Genomic DNA, 16628 nt, shown 5'->3' on the forward strand with positions numbered 1-16628 from the left:
GCCGCCCTTGACCCTCCCCGGGCGCGGTCATACGGTGCAGGGCACGAGGCACGGGCACGACACCGCTCCACCGGAGGAGATCATGCGTCCCCTGATCCTGACCCAGAACATCACCGTCGACGGCTCGATCGAGATGCTCGACGACTGGTTCGACCCCGCCGCGGACGACCCTGGCCAGCGCGAGATCACCCGGCGCGATTCGGCGGCGTGCGACGCGCTCCTGCTGGGCCGGCAGACCTTCGAGGACTTCCGCGGCTACTGGCCGCAGCAGACCGAGGACACGACCGGCATCACCGAGGAGCTGAACACGATCGAGAAGATCGTCGTCTCCACCACCCTCACCGATCCGCAGTGGGGGAACACCACGATCATCGCCGCGGATCCCGTGGCCGCCGTGGCGGAGCTGAAGCGGGGCGACGGCGGGGAGATCTCGCTGACCGGCAGCATCACCCTGTGCCACACCCTGATCGCGGCCGGGCTCGTGGACGAGTACCGGCTGTGGACGTTCCCGTACGTGCAGGGCCGCGGCCGACGGCTCGTGCCGGACGGCCACCGCGCGCCGCTCACCCTGCTCGAGCACCGCGCCTTCGGCTCGGGCGTCGTCTACACCCGCTGGTCACCCCGGAAGGACCGATCATGACCGCACCCGCCCTCCCACCCGTCACCGATCTCGCGACCTGGCAGCAGGAGCTCGCCGCCCTCCGCGCCCGCGAGAAGGCCGCCACCCGCGAGCTCGACGCCATCGCCGCCCAGCGCCGACGCCTCCCCATGGTGGAGCTGCCCGACTACACGCTCGAGGGTGCCGACGGGCCCGTGCGCCTGGTCGACCTGTTCGACGGCGCCGCGCAGCTGATCACCTACCACCACATGTGGTCGCTGGGCGCGGAGTGGCAGTGCGGCGGCTGCACCGGCTACACCTCGCAGTTCACCCGCACCGACTTCCTGCGCCCTTACGACGCGCGCTTCGTGATCGTCACCCAGGGGCCGATCGACGAGGCCCTCGCCTACCGCGAGAAGGTCGGCAACCGCATGGACTGGTACTCGACCGCCGGCAGCGACTTCGGGGCCGACATGGGCGCCGGCCCCGGTGAGGGCTTCGCGATCAACGTGTTCCTCCGCGACGGCGAGCGGGTGTTCCGCACCTGGCACACCGACGGCCGAGGCACCGAGCAGCTCGGCCACACCTTCTCGCTCGTCGACGTGCTGCCTTACGGCCGCCAGGAGGCGTGGCAGGACTCCCCCGAGGGCTGGCCGCAGTCCGCGGCCTACGAGAAGTGGCTCGACTCCCCCGACGTCGCGGCCCTCTACGGGCCGGGAGGCGGAGCCTCGCACGACACATCGGCACCGGGCGCGCCGTGCTGCGCCGACCAGGACCCGACGGAGCAGGACATGAAGGAGCAGGCATGAGCACCGAGAGCCAGGGCGCCGACGGTGCGCGCACCGTACCGGCCGAGGGACGCTACGTCGTCTCCCGCACGATCCCCGCCACCCCGCAGGAGGTGTTCGCGCTGCTCACCGACCCCGCCCGGCATCACGATACCGAGCCGACGGACTGGGTGCGCGGCTCCCTCGAGGAGGACCCGGAGCCGCTGACCGAGGTGGGTCAGGTGTTCGGCATCGAGATGTTCCATGTGAACGTCCCCGGGCGCTACGACATGCACAACCGCGTCATCGCCCTCGAGCAGGACCGCACCGTCGCGTGGGAGCCGGGCCAGTACGGGCCCGACGGCGAGCTGGGCACCGGCGGCTGGACCTGGCGCTACGACCTCGCGCCCGACACCGACGGCACCCGCGTCACCCTGACCTACGACTGGAGCGCGGTCCCCGCGGCGATGGTCGAGTCCTCCGGCCTGCCGCCCTTCCCGCCGAGCTTCCTCGAGCAGTCCCTCGAGGCGGTGGAGCGGGCGGTCGTTGCGGGGTGATCTCCGGCCGTCGAGCCGCCGGCTGTCCGTGAACGGGACGTGAGCGGCCCGAGACCTGCATATGGCAGGGCACGGTCCGCTCACGTCCCCTCGGCGGACAGCCAGCCCGACCGCCGACCACACCACGGCCGCCCACTGACCTCGCCAGCGCACCAGACGGCAGACCGGACGACGACCAAGGCAGCAGCCCGCCCGTCCGCCACCGCGGGGCCTGTCCATGAAAGGGACGTGAGCGGCGCGAGACCTGCATATGGCAGGGCAGGAGCCGCTCACGTCCCCTCGGTGGACATCCAGCCAGAACGGCGTCCCGTCGGACGGTCGAGCCGGGTGGCCGGACAGCGGATCAGGACGACTCTGGACAGCAGATCAGGAGGCGGCCGGACCGCGGATCAGAGAGCCACGGACTGCGGATCAGGAGACCGCCCCGACCGCACCGCGACGCACCGGGAACGAGAGCACACCGACCGGCCCCGCCGCCGCCCCACCATCTCCCCCACCGGCAACCCCGGCCCCGGCCCCCACACCGAGCACGACCCTCTCGCCCGACCCGCCCGGCACCTCCGCAACCTCCCGCAGAGCTGCGCTGACCTGCGGGTCCAGCACCACCTCCCCCGCGGCGGGGTCCAGCAGGAACACGTGTAGCAGCTCGCCCCGGTCGGCCCCGGGACCGCGCGTGAAGCGCACCCCCGCGGGCGGGACGCGCACCGCCTCGTGGAACCACAGGCGGGTGCCGAAGATCGCCGTGCCGTGCTCGCTGAGCCCGGCGCCGAGCTCCTCGAGCGCCGCGGACTGCAGCGGCGGGACCGACCCGTCGGCGCGCGGCCCCACGTTGATCAGCAGGTTCCCGTTCTTGGAGACCACGTCGACGAGGAGGCGGATCAGCGCCGGACCGTCGAGGGCATGCCCGGCGGACTCGTCGGCGTTGTACCCGAAGGAGAGGCCGAGCCCGCGCGTCGCCTCGAACACCTCGTCCTGGACGGCGTCGATGTCCTGGTACTCGCGGGTCAGCACGCCGTGGACGGGGGCGCCCCAGCGGTCGTTGACCAGGCCGTCCGGCACCGCGGCGAGGTGCTCAGTGAACAGCTGGACGAGCGAGTCCGGGCCGGGGTGCTTGCCGGCGTCGGGCCAGTCGATGTCGTTCCACAGCAGGTCCGGGGCGAAGCGATCCACGAGCTCGCGCAGCTGGGCGGCGGCGTAGGCGGCGAAGGCGGGGTCGTTGCGGCGCAGCGCGAAGAGGTCGTCGTTCGAGGTCAGCGGCGGGAAGTCGCTCATGTGCCAGTCCAGCGCGCCGGAGTAGTAGAGGCCGAGTCGCAGGCCGGCCCCGCGGGTCGCGCTCGCGAGCTCGGCGATCAGGTCACGGCCGGGTCCGCGTCGGGCGGCGGTGAAGGGGGTGGTGGCGCTGTCCCAGAGGCAGAAGCCGTCGTGGTGCTTGGTGGTGGGGACGAGGTAAAGGGCGCCGGCGCGGGCGGCGAGGTCGACGATCCGGGCGGCCGCGTCGGGGGCGGGATGCCAGTCGTCGGCGAAGTCCTCGTAGCTGCGGCCGACGCCGTGGAGCCGCTCGTGCCGCTCCCGCGTGGGGCTGCCCTCGATGCGCACGGTGTTCGCGTACCACTCCGCGTACTGGTGGCGGGCATAGGCGGTGTCGGCGGTGACGTCGCTGCGGTCCAGCACGTCGGCCCAGGCGGGGACGGAGTACAGACCCCAGTGCACGAACATGCCGAGCTTCGCGTCGCGGTACCACTCGGGCACGCGCAGCTCCGGGTAGGCGGAGGCGCAGGCGGCCTCCGCGGGGCCGTGGCGGTCGTCGAAGCTGATCATCGGGGCGGGGCTTCCTCCTCGAAGCGGGGGGCTCGCGGGTGGGATGGTCGGGCGGCCGACGGGGCGGATCGGCCGCCGACGGCACCGCGGGATCGAGGCCCCCGCAGTGGCGGGCGTCGAGCGCGGATGCGAGGATGGACCCACGCTATCAACCGCTTAAGTTGTTCGGAGCCTCCCCATGCCTGCGACGACGCAGTCCCCCGCCCCGTCCACGACGCCGCAGGCCACCCCGCCGCGCCTCGCCATCGCCGGCATCGCGATCGAGTCCTCGACCTTCACGCCCTATCGTTCTGGCGCATCCGACTTCGAGGTGCGCCGCGGCACGGACGCGATCCTCGCCCGCTACCCGTTCGACGTGCCGGAGGCGGACTACGTCGGCGTCCTGCACGCGCGCGCCCTGCCGGGCGGGCAGCTCGACGCCGCAACGTACGCCGGCTGGAAGCAGGAGATCGTCGGCGGCCTCGCCGCCGCGCACGCCGAGGCGCCGCTGGACGGGTTCTTCTTCGACATCCACGGGGCGATGAGCGTGGTCGGCCTCGAGGACGCCGAGGGCGACCTGATCACGGCGATCCGCGGCGCGATCGGACCGGACGTCGTGGTCGGCACCGCGATGGACCTGCACGGCAACGTCTCCGAGACCCTGTTCGACGCCTGTGACCTGCTGACCTGCTACCGGCACGCCCCGCACATCGACGCCTGGGAGACCCGCGAGCGGGGGCTGAGGGACCTGGTCCGTGTCGCGGCGGAGGTGCGCGACGGAGGCGGCCGGCCGCACAAGGCGCTCGTGCACGTGCCGATCCTGCTGCCCGGCGAGAAGACGTCCACCCGCATCGAGCCCGCGAAGTCGCTGTACGCCCGGATCCCGGCGCTGACCTCGCGCGACGGCGTCACCGACGTGTCCTGCTGGATCGGCTTCGCCTGGGCCGATCAGCCGCGCTGCCAGGCTGCGATCGTCGCGCACGGCGACAGCGCGGAGGCGGTCGAGGCGGCCGCGCTCGAGCTCGGCACGGCGCTGTGGGAGGTGCGGCACGACTTCGAGTTCGTCGCCCCGACCGGCAGCTTCGACGACTGCCTGGACCGGGCGGTCACGTCGGACGCCCGGCCGTTCTGGATCTCCGACTCGGGCGACAACCCCGGCGCCGGCGGGGCCGACGACACCACCTACTGCCTCGCCCGCCTCGCCGCGCGCCCCGAGATCCGTGCGGGCGCGGTGAGCGCGCTGATGGTCTCGCTCGTGGATCCGACGTCGGCCGACGCCGCCTGGGAGGCGGGCGTCGGCGGACAGGTGGACGTGCAGGTGGGAGGCCGGATCGATGCGCGGGAGCCGGGGCCGGTGCCGCTGCGGGTCGAGGTCGCGGCCCTCGACGAGTCGGGGCCGACGGGCCGTGCCGCCGCGCTGCGGGTGCTCGACGTCGGGACGGGGGCGGGCGATCTCCCGGAGGGTGCGGCGCGGACCGGGCTGACCGTGGTCGTCACCGGGCGGCGGTCGCAGTGGGCGACGCACGACATGTTCGCGCGGCTGGGGCTGTCGATGACGGGCTTCGACGTGGTCACCGTGAAGATGGGTTACCTCGAGCCGGACCAGTACGAGTCCGCCGCGGACTGGCTGCTGGCACTGACCCCGGGCGGCGTCGACCAGGACCTGCTGCGCCTTGGCCACCAGAGGATCGCCCGGCCGATGATCCCCTTCGACGCGGAGATCTCGGCGCCGACCCCCGCTGACGTGCGGCGCGGCGGCGGGGTGTGACCGGGCGGGGCGGAGGCGGCCTGAGGGCAGGGGCGGCGCAGTCTGCGCGGGGTATGGGCGGAGCGCTGCTGAGACTCCGCGCCTAGCGTGACCTGAAGCCCTGTGGGGCCGTGAGGTCACGCCAGACGCAATTTTTCAGCAGGGCGATCCGCCGACCGCCCCGCCGCAGCCCCTGGCCCACTCCGGCGGAGCACCGACCGGCCAGCGCCGCCCCGCCCCGGCACCGGCCCTGCCCTGGCACCGGGCTCGGGCCCGGGTCCGGGCCCCAGCCACCGCCTCACAGCGGGAGCACAGCGCGACCTCGGGGCACGTCGAGGCGCTCCCCGCATGCTCGACACCTCCCCTCCCCGATGGAAGGACCCGCATGAGCACGTTCCGCCGCCTGATCGGCACCGCCCAGAAGGCCCTCGACTCCTCCAGCTCCTCCTCGTCCCGCAGTGGCCGCGGGAGCGACTGGCGCGACCTCGTCCGCAGCGCCGCCGACTCCCTGACCGGCGACACCTCCTCGTCCCGCGACAGCTCCTCGTCCCGCGACCCCCACCGGACGACGTCGGCCTGGGACGACACCCCGCACCGCGCGCCGCAGACCCCGGACACCTCGCGCACCTCGGGCGTCGGCATCCCGACGACCTCGATGCCCTCGCTCTCTGACGAGCGCCCCGGCCACGACGCGGGTCCCGCCCGCGACACGGCGGACATCTCCACGGAGGACCGTCGGGCGATCGCCCGCTACGACTATCTCGTCCGCACCGCCGAGCCGGACCAGCTCGAGCGGGTCCACCGCGAGGCGTTCGAGCGGCTCACCCCGGCCCAGCGCGCCCAGCTCGAAGCGACGATGCGCGAGGAGCTCCCCGAGGGCGAGCGGCCGCGCAGCGAGGCACCGCAGGATCTGGCGCGCTCCGCGACGCGGCTCGCGGCCTTCGACCCGCGTCGACTCACCGGGCTGCTCGGCCGGTCCGGCGGCAGTCGCTCAGCCGGCGGGCGGGGGCGCGGCCTGGGTGCCGCAGCCCTCGGAGCCGGCGGCGTGGGCGCCCTGGCCCTCGGCGCGGGCGGACTGCTCGCGGCCGTCGCGGGCGGCGCAGTGCTCAGCTCCGTCGGCGGCTCGCTGCTCTCGGCGGCGATCGGCGACGGGATCGACGTCGACGCCCTCGCCCCCGACCTCGGGGACCAGCTCGCCGGCTTCACCGAGGGCTTCGAGGGCGTGGAGGGGCTCGAGGGGGTCGACGGCATCGCCGACGGCTTCGGCGGCGGCGTCACCGACCTCGGCGACCAGCTCTCCGGCCTGGGCGATCAGATCTCGGACTTCGGCCTCGGGGACCTCTTCGGGCGCTGAGGCTCAGGGGCCACAGTGTCCCGGCCAGCCCGGGGCGCGCAGCACGCCTGCGCACCCCGGGCCGCCGGCTCACTTGGCCTCGGGATCCGGCTGGTGGATGCCGAAGACGTTGTTCTCGGTGTCGTGGAAGTAGCCCTGCCACGCCATGCCCGGCAGCGCGTACTTCGGCAGCGCGACCGCGCCGCCGGCGGCGGTGATCTTCTCGGCGACCGCGTCGAAGTCGGCGACGCCCATGGTGATCACGGCGCCCATGACGGGTCCGCCCACCTCGGCGTTCTCGCCACCGGGGCGGCCGAGGATCGCGCCGTCGATGCCGGGACCGGCGCCGGTGGTGACGCCGAAGTAGGGCATGCCCGCGAACTCGGACCAGTCCTCGGTGGTCCAGCCGAACACGCTCGTGTAGAACTCGCTCGCCCGCTGCGGGTCCGCGGCCTGGATCTCGAAGTGGACGGGTCGGCCGGTGGCCCAGTTCTGGTCCGGGGCGCCGGGGGCGGAGTCGGTGGTCTCGGACGGGGTCGCAGCGTTCTCGCTCATGGCGGTTCCTCTCGGGGCGGTCCCGCGCTGTTGCGGGGACTCGCGCTCAGCGTAGGACCGCCGTCCGACGCACGCGAGGGGTCCGCCGCACCCGCCCCGCGCCGGCGTGGGGCGCGATTCGTCCCGCGCCCCCACGCCGTCGCACCCGTCCCCGACGTCGACGCCGACGCTGTATCAGCTGTCGGTATCGGCGCGGATACCGACAGAAATGGCAGTCTCGACGCACGATGCCGCCCCCGCCCCCTGGCAGACTCGTCCGCGCCTCGACCACCCGCTTGCCATCCGGTCAACCGGTTGGGCAGACTGCTCCCACCACCTCGTGAATGGATGACCCAACGATGTCTCGTCTCGCGTCCCGCACCGCCCTCGTCACCGGCGCCGCCTCCGGCATCGGCCTGGCCGTCGCCTCCCGCTTCGCCCGGGAGGGCGCCCGCGTCGTGATCGCCGACCGCGATGCCGACGCCGCCCACACCGCCGCCGACCGCCTCACCGCCGAGCTCGGCGAGGGCGCCGCCTACGCCCTGACCATGGACATCTCCTCCGAGCCCGCGGTCGAGGCCGGGTACGCCGAGCTCGCCGAGGCGGGCTGGACGCCGGACGTCGTGGTCGCCAACGCGGGCGTGCAGCTCTTCGGGCAGGACGCGAAGATCGCCGACCTCGACCTCGCCGTCTGGCAGCGCACCGTCGACATCAACCTCACCGGCACGATGCTCACCGTGAAGCACGCGGTCCGCGCGATGCTCGCCAGCGGCGGCGGCTCGATCATCCTCACCGGTTCGCCGACGGGCCTGACCGGCGAGGGCAACGACTTCACCTCCTACGCGACGACCAAGGCCGGCATCCACGGCCTCACCCGCACGGTCGCCGCCGCCTACGCGAAGGACGGCATCCGCGTCAACGCGGTCGTCCCCGGCTACACCGAGACGCCGCTGGTCACGAGCATCTCCGACGACCCGGAGGAGCGCGCGGCGATCGTCGGCCGCATCCCGATGGGCCGCCCCGGAGCGCCCGCCGACGTCGAGGGGATCATGGTCTTCCTCGCGAGCGACGACGCCGCCTTCGCGACCGGTGCGCTGTTCCGTGTCGACGGCGGCATGACCTCGCTGTGAGCGCCGACGTGCCGGCCGCCGCTCAGCGCTGGTCCTCAGGCCGCTGGTCGCTCGAGGTGCGCGGCGACGAGCTGGCCGACGTCCGCTGCGACGGCCACGTGGTGCTGCGGGCGATCCGCGCGGTCGCCCGCGACGAGGACTGGGCGACGGCCTGGCCGCGGGAGATCCGCGTCGACGCGCACGCCGACGCGCTCACCCTGCATCTGGAGATCGCCGATCTGGGCCTCGATCTGGCTGGCGCGTTGCGCGTCATGGCCGACGGGGACCGTCTGCGCGTGGACCTGGACCTCGCGGCGCGCTCCGACTCGTCGACGAACCGCACCGGGCTCGTGGTGCTGCATCCGCCGCAGCTCGCCGGCACGCCCCTGCAGGTCACGCACCCGGACGGCGCGGTCTCCGAGATCGCCTTCCCCGTGCAGGTCAGCCCGCATCAGCCTGCGCGGGACATCGCGGGCCTCGCCTGGGCGGCGGACGGCCTGCCGCTGCGCCTCGAGCTCGCAGGCGAGGTGTTCGAGATGGAGGACCAGCGCAACTGGACCGACGCCTCGTTCAAGACCTACTCGCGGCCGCTCGACGAGCCGTTCCCGTACTTGCTGCCCGCGGGCGAGGGGGTGCGCCAGTCGCTCGTGCTCACGGCGGGCGCGCGGGCGGGCGGCACGGCCGACGGGGTGCGGGCCGCGAGCGCGGCCGACGGGGATGCAGCGGTCGCCTCCCCGGAGCAGCTGACCTGGCACTCCGGCGGCATCGTGCCCAGGATCGGCACCGGTCACCTCGACCTCGAGCTCGCCGACCCGGACTGGCCCACGCGCCTCGACGCGGCGCTCGCAGGGGCGCTCGACACAGCCCTCACCGACGCTGGATCCGGCTTCGCCCTCTGGGTCGTCTCGCCCTCCCCCGCGCACCCGTCGGCCCTCGCGGAGCTGGGTCGCCGCCTCACCGCCGCGGTCGAGGCGGGTGCGGAGCTGAGGTTCGTCGGGATCGCCGACGCAGACCGGCACGTGACCACGGCGGAGCTCGCGGCCGCCCTGCGCGCCGTGCTGCCGGAGGGGATCCCCGTCGTCGGCGGCGCCCGTTCGCACTACACCGAGCTGAACCGCGAGTGGGGGACGGTCCTCGCCGCCGATCCGTCGGCGCTGGCCTTCGCGACCACGCCGCTGTTCCACACCCTCGAGACGGAGCAGCTGATTGAGGCGGTCGCCATGCAGCGCCTCCTGGCCGAGCAGCTGACCGCCCGCGCGCCGGGGCTGCCGGTGCACGTCGGCCCGATCACGCTGCTGGCCCGCTTCGCGAACGTCGCGACCCGGCCGCAGGCCGTGCCCGTACCGGCCCCGCCGTCGGACCCCCGCGCCGGGACCCCGTTGCACGCGGCGTGGGTCGTCGCGAGCGCCGCGGCGCTGTCGGTCGCGGGTGTCGCGTCGCTGACCTTCGGCGACGCCGACGTCTTCCCTGCGGGCGAGACGTCCAGCGCGGGCGAGACGTCCAGCGCGGGCGGGCCCGGCCCCGTTCACGATCCCGCCTCGCCGGTGTCGGCCCTCGCCGGGCTCGCCGGCCGTCCGCTCACCACCGGGCGCTCGGCCGACTCCCTGATCTGGGCGATCGGCGACGGCGAGAGCCTTCTCCTCGCGAACCTCTCGCCCCGCCCGCGCCGCGTGCTGCTGCCCGGCCGCGACGTCCCGCTCACCCTCGACCCGATCTCCTGGTCAGCGCTCTGACCAGCCCCGACACCCCTCTCGACGAAGGACACCGCCGACGATGACGCGTCTGCCCACCACGCCCGCCCCCGCCCCGAAGCGCTGGACGCCGGGCACCGCCCCCTGGCAGTCGGTCCCGTCGGCCCGCCCGACGGCCGCCCGCGTGATCATCGACAACGACTTCGCCGGCGACCCCGACGACCTCTACCAGCTGGTCCACCACCTACTCTCCCCGTCGGTCGACATCCGCGCCGTGATCGGATCCCGGCTGCGGGAGGGCGATGGCTTCTACCCGCACCCGGACTCCGCGACCCAGGCCGCGGCGATCGCGCGGGACGTGCTGGACCGGATGGGCCTCGATGCTCCCGGCCTGGTCGTCGAGGGCTCGAACACCCCGCTCGCCTCGCGGACCGAGCCGCAGCGCTCCCCCGCCCTCGACGTGATCATCGCCGAGGCGCTGCGCGAGGACACCGACCAGCCGCTGTTCTACGTCGCCGGCGGCGGGCTCACCGACATCGCCTCCGCCCTGATCGCCGAGCCGCGCATCGCCGAGCGGATGACGCTGGTGTGGATCGGCGGGAACGAGCACGAGGGCCTCGCGACCCCGCCGCCCGGCGCCATGCCGATCGAGTACAACCTGCTCATCGACGTCCTCGCCGGCCAGATCGTCTTCACCGACACCGAGGTCGAGATCTGGCAGGTGCCGCGCGACGCCTACCGCCAGTGCCTCGTCTCCGAGGCGGAGCTGCGCGGACGCGTCGCGGCGACCGGCCCCGTCGGCCGCTACCTGTACGACGAGACGATCGCCGTCACCGAGCTGGTCACCGGTCACGGCGGCCATCACCCCGAGACGTACGCGCTCGGCGACTCGCCGCTCGTGCTGCTCACCGCGCTGCGCTCCTTCTTCGAGGCGGACTCGTCCTCGAGCCGGCACGTCGTGATGCCGACGCCGGCGCTCGGGGCCGACGGCGGGTACACCGCCCGGCCCGACGCCCGCCCGATGCGGGTCTACACCCACCTCGACACGCGCCTGATGTTCGAGGACCTGTTCGCGAAGCTGCGCGAGCTCGACGCCTGGCTGACCGCGCCGTGACCTGACGCCGCCCGCACCCCGCCCGGCCCCGGCCGGCCCCAGCCAGCTCGCGCCGCGGATCACGGCGCCTGAGGGAGCATGTTCGGCGGATCATGCTCCCTCAGGTGCCGCTACTCGGCGGTCACGAGTCGACGAGGGTGACCTCGAAGCTGTACCTGGACGCCCGGTACACGTGGTAGCCGAACTCGATCACGCTGCCGTCGTTCGCGAAGGACTTGCGCTCCATGGTCAGCAGCGCGGCGCCGACCTGCTCCTCGAGCAGCTCGGCGTGCTCCTCGTCGGCGACGGTCGCGCCGATCCGCTCATGGGCGAGCACGGTCGTGATCCCGCGCTCGCGGAGGCAGGCGTACAGACCGGAGGCGGCGAGCGCCTCGCGGGCGGGGGCGATCCGCTCGGGGATCGAGTTGCGCATGACGGCGAGCGGCTCCCCGTCGGCGTAGCGGACCCGGATCAGGTCCAGCACCTGCTCTCCCGGGGAGAGCTGCAGACGGTCCAGCGCCTCCCGGGACGGCCGACCGATGCGGTACTCGATGATCTCCGTGCGCGGGGACTTCCCGGCGGTGCGCAGGTCGTCGTACAGCGAGGTCAGCGCGACCTGCCGGTTCACCGGGGCCTGCACCACCTGGGTGCCCACGCCGCGCTTGCGCACCAGCATGCCCTTATCCACCAGCTCCTGGATGCCCTGGCGCACGGTGGGTCGGGACAGCTTCAGCCGCTTGGACAGGGCCAGTTCGTTCTCGAGGCGGCTGCCCGGGGGCAGGATCCCGGAGCGGATCGCGTCCTCGATGCCCCCGGCGAGCTGCAGGTACAGCGGGGTGCTCGCGTCGCGCTCGATCGTGAGGTCGAGGGTGATCGTGCTGTTCTCCGACGCGCCCGGCTCGTCGGCGACCGCCTCGGGCGTACCGGGCTCGTCGGCGACCGCCTCGGGCGTACCGGGCTCGTCGGCGTCCGCCTCGGGAGCGCCGCCCTCCGCTGCGCTGCTCGCGGTCTCGCTGTCCACGTCGTCCTCCTCGAGTTCCGTGCTGTGCCGCAGAATACGGGGCGGCTCATCGCGAACCACCCCGTCGGGCCGGATCAGGCGGGCCGGTCCCGCAAGGTCACCGCGACCGCGCCGTCGGCGGCGAGGGACTGCTCGGCGGCCTCGCACACGGCGGCCGCGACGTAGCCGTCCCAGGCGGTCGCCGAGCGCGGCGCGATGTTGCTCCCGTCGGCCACCGCAGCGACCCAGGCCTGCACCTCCGCGTCGTAGGCGGCGAGGAAGCGCGGCCGGAAGTCGAGCGGCACGGCGCCGCCCCAGCGGGAGCCGGCCTGCTGGGTGGTGACCATCCCGGCCTCCTGGCCCACGGTCGCCGCGCCCTTCGAGCCGACGAGCTCGGTGCGCACCTCGTAGCCGGCATCGGTGCTGACCCACAGCTCGTCCGTGACGACGGTGCCGGAGGCCGTGCGGAAGAGGAACAGCAGCGGGTCGTGCAGACCCTCGGGCGCCTTCTCGGTGGAGCGCGGCATGACGGTCTGCACCGAGACCACCGGCTCGTCGAGGAAGAAGGAGATCGCGTCGATCTCGTGCACGGCCGAGTCGTAGACCATGTGGGTGTCGGTGAATCCGGGCAGCACGGAGGCGTTGCGGTGCTTGCAGTTCAGCAGCAGCGGGGTGCCGAGCTCGCCCGCCTCGAGGGCGTCCTTGAGCTGGCCGTAGCCCGCGTCGAAGCGGCGCATGAAGCCGAGGGAGACGAGCGCCCGACCGGCCTCGTGCTCGGCGCGGACCACGTCGTAGGCGTCGGACGGGTTCATCGCGAGCGGCTTCTCGCAGAGCACCGGCTTGCCCGCCTCGAGGCAGGCCAGGACCTGCTCGCGGTGGAACTGGCCGGGGCTGGCGATGAGCACGGCATCAACATCCGCCGCGGCGATCACCTCCTGCCAGGTGTCGACCACGCGGGAGCCAGGGGCGGTGGCGGAGACCTTTTCGGCGGTCTCGCGCAGGTAGTCGCTGAGCACGCTCACGCGCGCCCCCTTGATGCGGCGCGAGAGCCGATCGACGTGGTCGGCGCCCATGCGGCCGACGCCGATCACGCCGATGCGCACGTCCGGCGGGGCGGCGGAGGCGCTCTGCGAGGCGACGGGCCCCGATCCGGGCTGCGGGGGTGCGGTCTGCTCTGCGGTCATCGGGTCTCTCCGTCGAGTCGGGGGTCGATCCCGGCGTCGGCCCAGGTGCCGCGCACCCAGGTCTGCTCGGGATGGTCGGTGATGTTCCAGGCCCGCTCCGCCTCGGGGCCGGCCATGACGTTGAGGTAGTACATGTCGTGACCGGGGGCGGCGGCGCAGGGGCCGTGCCAGCCGTGCGGGACGAGCACGGTGTCGCCGCTGCGCACTTCGACGAGCACGTCGATCGGCTTGCCCTCGCCGCTCGCGGTGGTCTGGTGGTAGCCGAATCCGGGACCGGCGGGCCCGTCCTGGATCTCGTAGTAGTAGATCTCCTCGAGCTCGCTCTCGGTCTCAGTGGTCTCGTCGTGCTTGTGCGCGGGATAGCTGGACCAGTTCCCGCCGGGGGTGATGACCTCGCAGGCGATGAGCGAGTCCATGCCGTCGAAGGCACCGACGGCGCCGAAGTTCCGCACCTTCCGGGTCATGCTGCCGCCGCCGCGGATCTCGACCGGCACGTCCTCGGCGCGGATCAGGGTGACCGGATGCGCGCCGGTCGCGACGGCGGTCGCGAGCGCGAAGCGGCCCCCGCCCTCCGACGAGATCGTCAGCTGGGAGCCGACGGGCACGTAGAGCACGTCGGTCGCGGCGGCGAAGACGTCGGGCCGGCCGCGCAGGTGGTGGGTCTCCCCGCCGACGGAGACCTGGCACGCCCCGTTCAGCGGCACGACCATCGCCTCGACGCCGTTCGCGGTGACGGCCTCGCTGCCGCCCGGGGCGAGCGCCAGGACGCGCAGGCCGGTGTGGACCCAGCCCTCGCGCGCGCCGGGATCGATGATCGTCTCGTAGCTGCCGCGGCCGGTGGATCCGGCCGGGAGGTGGAGCTGCTCGGTGGTGCTCATGGATGCTCTCCTGCTCTGGGGCTTCGTCCGGACGGTCAGCCGGCGCTCGCGGCGCGGACCATGTCGACCGACGCGGTCACCGCGGCGGTCACGTCGTCCCCCGCCGGGTACAGCAGGGTGCGGCCGACGACGAGCCCGCGCACGTTCGGGCGGGCGAGCGCCCGCCCCCACGAGGCGCGGAGGGTCGCCGGATCGTCGTCCACCGGGTCGCCGCCGAGGATCAGGGTGGGCAGCGTGGTCGCGTCCATGACGCGCTCCATGTCCTCGACCGCGGGCAGCTTCAGCCAGGTGTAGGCGCTGGTCGCGCCGAGGCCCTGGGCGATGTGGATCGAGGAGATGACCGCCTCCGGGGAGAGGTCGTTGATGATCTTGGTGCCCGGCCCGCCGGGGCGGGAGGACAGGAACGGCTCGACCATGGCGATCAGCTCGTGGCGCGCGAGGTCGGTGACCGCGTTCGCGCTGGCCTCGAGGATGAAGGCGGTGCGGTCATCGTCGAGGTCGATGCGGGTGAGCATCTTCCCGCCGTCGAAGCCGGCCCGCTTGATCGCGGTGGCGTCGTAGGCGGTGAAGCGGTCCTCAATCTCCCACGAACTGCCCTGGAGGCCACCGCGGTTCATCGAGGCGAACACGACCTTGTCCTCGAGCGCCCCCATCACCAGCAGGTCCTCGAGGATGTCGGCGGTGCCGAGCACCCCGTCGACGCCCGGGACGGCGAGCGCCTCGCGCAGCCGGTCCAGCAGCTCGGTGCGGGAGGCCATGGCGTCGGGGCGGGGACCGACGGCAAGGGCACCGCGCGCGGGATGGTCCGCCGCGATGATCATCATGGTGCCGTCGGTGTCGGCGACGGTGCGGCGGGAGCGGGCGGCGGCGAGACGGGCGAACCGGCCCGGATCCTCGACGCGCACGCGCGTGACCTCGTCGTAGGTCGAGACGAAGGCGTCGGGGCCGCTCATCGGGCCTCCGCTCCGGCTCGCTGCGCGGCGCCGCCCTCGCGCGCCGTGCCACGGTCGCGCAGGGCGCCCAGCATCTCCTCGACGGTCTGTCCGTGGTTGGGGTCGCCGCCCGCGAGGAGCAGGTCGATCTCCTCGGTGGTGGGCATGGCGGTGGAGCACTCGAGGCGGCTGGTGACGATGGCGCCGGCCGCATTGCAACGGGTCAGCGTCTCCTCGAGGGACTGGCCGGTGAGCAGGCCGTGGCAGAGCGAGCCGCCGAAGCTGTCGCCGGCGCCGAGGCCGTTGATCACCTGGATCAGGTTGGGGGCGACGACCACGCGCTCGTCGGCCGTCTTGCCGAGCACCCCCTTCGGGCCCTGCTTGACGATCGCGATCTGCACGCCGGCCGCGAGCAGGGCGTCGGCCGCACGCTCGGGCTCGGTCTCGCCGACGGCGACCTCGCACTCCTCCCGATTGCCGACGGCGACCGTCGCGTAGCGCAGCGCCGCGCGGTACTGCTCGCGGGCCTCCTCGACCGAGGACCAGAACATGGGCCGATAGTCGAGGTCGAAGACGGTGTGACCGCCCGTCGGGCCGCCATCGGTCCCGCGGGCTTCGAGGGCGGCGTGGTGGGCGGAGCGGCTGGGCTCCTCGGAGAGGCCCGTGCCGGAGAACCAGAACAGCGGCACCTCCCGGATGGCGGGAAGGTCCAGGTGCTCGGGCGCGACCTGCAGGTCCGGGGCGCTGGGCTGACGGTAGAAGTACAGCGGGAAGTCGTCCGGCGGGAAGATCTCGCACAGGGTGATCGGGGTGTTCAGCTCGGTGTTCTTCACCGCGTAGCGGCCCGAGACGCCCAGTCGCTCCATCTCCTGCACGACGTAGCGGCCGAAGGGATCATCGCCCACGCCGGTGATCACCGCGGGGCGGTGCCCGAGCCGTGCCGCGGCGACGGCGACGTTGGTGGGGCTGCCGCCGAGGAACTTCCCGAAGCTGGTGACGTCCTCGAGCCCCTTCTCGATCTCCAAGGGGTAGATGTCCACGCCGCTGCGGCCGAACGTGATGATGTCGAGATCAGTTGCCATGGCTCTCCATGCCTCCCTGCGTCAGAACCCGGTGCGGATCTCGTGGGCTGCTCTGCCCCACGATCCTCCCGGTGCCCCATGATCACACGCGGGAGCTTCTATGTCCATACAAAGAGCGCGATGTGTTGGACGGTGTCGAGTGCACCTCCGCCGACCCGCCTCAGACAGGAGCAGGGGCCGGAAGTGCGGCGACCACGGCCCGCCCGACCAGGTCCTGCGGTCTCGCGAGGGATTCCGACGAATCCCGCCATGGGCCCCGACAATCCCCGCGAAGGATGCCGACGAGACCGAGGCCGGATTGTCCTGTCGTAGTGATCGAGCAATGC

At 73.4% G+C, this 16628-nt stretch carries 15 protein-coding genes; 8 read left to right on the top strand and 7 right to left on the bottom strand.

Annotated features, from left to right (window positions below):
* The first annotated feature begins 82 nt into the window (after positions 1-82).
* From V1260_RS05525 to V1260_RS05535, 3 genes are read left to right on the top strand one after another with little or no spacing between them, the layout of a single operon-like run.
* Positions 83-640, top strand: a complete 558-nt coding sequence (locus V1260_RS05525; protein WP_329745804.1) for a dihydrofolate reductase family protein — start codon at positions 83-85, stop codon at positions 638-640.
* The gene (locus tag V1260_RS05530) at positions 637-1407 is read left to right on the top strand and encodes a DUF899 domain-containing protein (RefSeq protein ID WP_329745805.1); all 771 of its coding nucleotides are present in this window, start codon (positions 637-639) and stop codon (positions 1405-1407) included. The genes V1260_RS05525 and V1260_RS05530 overlap by 4 nt, the downstream gene beginning before the upstream one ends.
* Entirely contained in the window at positions 1404-1922 is a 519-nt protein-coding gene (locus V1260_RS05535; protein WP_329745806.1) for an SRPBCC family protein, read from the top strand. Before V1260_RS05530 ends, V1260_RS05535 begins: the two co-directional genes overlap by 4 nt.
* A gap of 411 nt (positions 1923-2333) precedes the next feature.
* Here the strand turns inward: V1260_RS05535 and V1260_RS05540 are convergent, their stop codons facing one another.
* The gene (locus tag V1260_RS05540; RefSeq protein WP_329745807.1) at positions 2334-3740 is read right to left on the bottom strand and encodes an alpha-L-fucosidase; all 1407 of its coding nucleotides are present in this window, start codon (positions 3738-3740) and stop codon (positions 2334-2336) included.
* A 178-nt stretch (positions 3741-3918) separates the two neighbouring features.
* Here V1260_RS05540 and V1260_RS05545 point away from each other — a divergent pair, with 178 nt between their 5' ends.
* Both V1260_RS05545 and V1260_RS05550 read left to right on the top strand, forming a co-directional pair.
* Positions 3919-5487 carry a M81 family metallopeptidase gene (locus V1260_RS05545; RefSeq protein WP_329745808.1) on the top strand — a complete coding sequence of 523 codons (1569 nt, stop codon included), beginning with the start codon at positions 3919-3921 and terminating at the stop codon, positions 5485-5487.
* A gap of 364 nt (positions 5488-5851) precedes the next feature.
* Entirely contained in the window at positions 5852-6820 is a 969-nt protein-coding gene (locus tag V1260_RS05550) for a hypothetical protein (protein WP_329745809.1), read from the top strand.
* A gap of 69 nt (positions 6821-6889) precedes the next feature.
* Here V1260_RS05550 and V1260_RS05555 read toward each other — a convergent pair whose 3' ends face one another.
* Positions 6890-7354, bottom strand: coding sequence for a VOC family protein (locus tag V1260_RS05555; RefSeq protein ID WP_329745810.1), 465 nt, complete (start codon positions 7352-7354; stop codon positions 6890-6892).
* 338 nt (positions 7355-7692) lie between these two features.
* Between V1260_RS05555 and V1260_RS05560 the strand changes: the two genes are divergently transcribed.
* The 3 genes from V1260_RS05560 to V1260_RS05570 are packed head-to-tail and all read left to right on the top strand — an operon-like array spanning position 7693 to position 11247.
* A complete protein-coding gene (locus tag V1260_RS05560; RefSeq protein WP_329745811.1) occupies positions 7693-8463 on the top strand; it encodes an SDR family NAD(P)-dependent oxidoreductase in 771 nt (256 codons plus the stop codon).
* Positions 8460-10175 (top strand): hypothetical protein, encoded by a 1716-nt coding sequence (locus V1260_RS05565; RefSeq protein WP_329745812.1) that lies wholly within the window; start codon positions 8460-8462, stop codon positions 10173-10175. The genes V1260_RS05560 and V1260_RS05565 overlap by 4 nt, the downstream gene beginning before the upstream one ends.
* A gap of 40 nt (positions 10176-10215) precedes the next feature.
* Entirely contained in the window at positions 10216-11247 is a 1032-nt protein-coding gene (locus tag V1260_RS05570) for a nucleoside hydrolase (protein WP_329745813.1), read from the top strand.
* Between the two features lie 121 nt (positions 11248-11368).
* On the opposite strand, the gene V1260_RS05575 is transcribed toward V1260_RS05570, so the two are convergent.
* From V1260_RS05575 to iolC, 5 genes are all read right to left on the bottom strand, one after another.
* Positions 11369-12247, bottom strand: a complete 879-nt coding sequence (locus V1260_RS05575; protein WP_329745814.1) for a GntR family transcriptional regulator — start codon at positions 12245-12247, stop codon at positions 11369-11371.
* Between the two features lie 74 nt (positions 12248-12321).
* Positions 12322-13410 (bottom strand): Gfo/Idh/MocA family protein, encoded by a 1089-nt coding sequence (locus tag V1260_RS05580; protein WP_329745815.1) that lies wholly within the window; start codon positions 13408-13410, stop codon positions 12322-12324.
* Positions 13407-14288 (bottom strand): 5-deoxy-glucuronate isomerase, encoded by an 882-nt coding sequence (gene iolB / locus V1260_RS05585; protein ID WP_329745816.1) that lies wholly within the window; start codon positions 14286-14288, stop codon positions 13407-13409. Before iolB ends, V1260_RS05580 begins: the two co-directional genes overlap by 4 nt.
* 35 nt (positions 14289-14323) lie before the next feature.
* Positions 14324-15241: a Cgl0159 family (beta/alpha)8-fold protein gene (locus tag V1260_RS05590; RefSeq protein WP_329745817.1), complete on the bottom strand. Its 918-nt coding sequence runs from the start codon at positions 15239-15241 to the stop codon at positions 14324-14326.
* Entirely contained in the window at positions 15238-16302 is a 1065-nt protein-coding gene (gene iolC, locus V1260_RS05595) for a 5-dehydro-2-deoxygluconokinase (protein ID WP_329745818.1), read from the bottom strand. Before iolC ends, V1260_RS05590 begins: the two co-directional genes overlap by 4 nt.
* Between the last annotated feature and the right edge of the window lie 326 nt (positions 16303-16628).

It is taken from the genome of Brachybacterium sp. J144 (assembly GCF_036321705.1).
In the GTDB taxonomy this organism is placed as follows: domain Bacteria; phylum Actinomycetota; class Actinomycetes; order Actinomycetales; family Dermabacteraceae; genus Brachybacterium.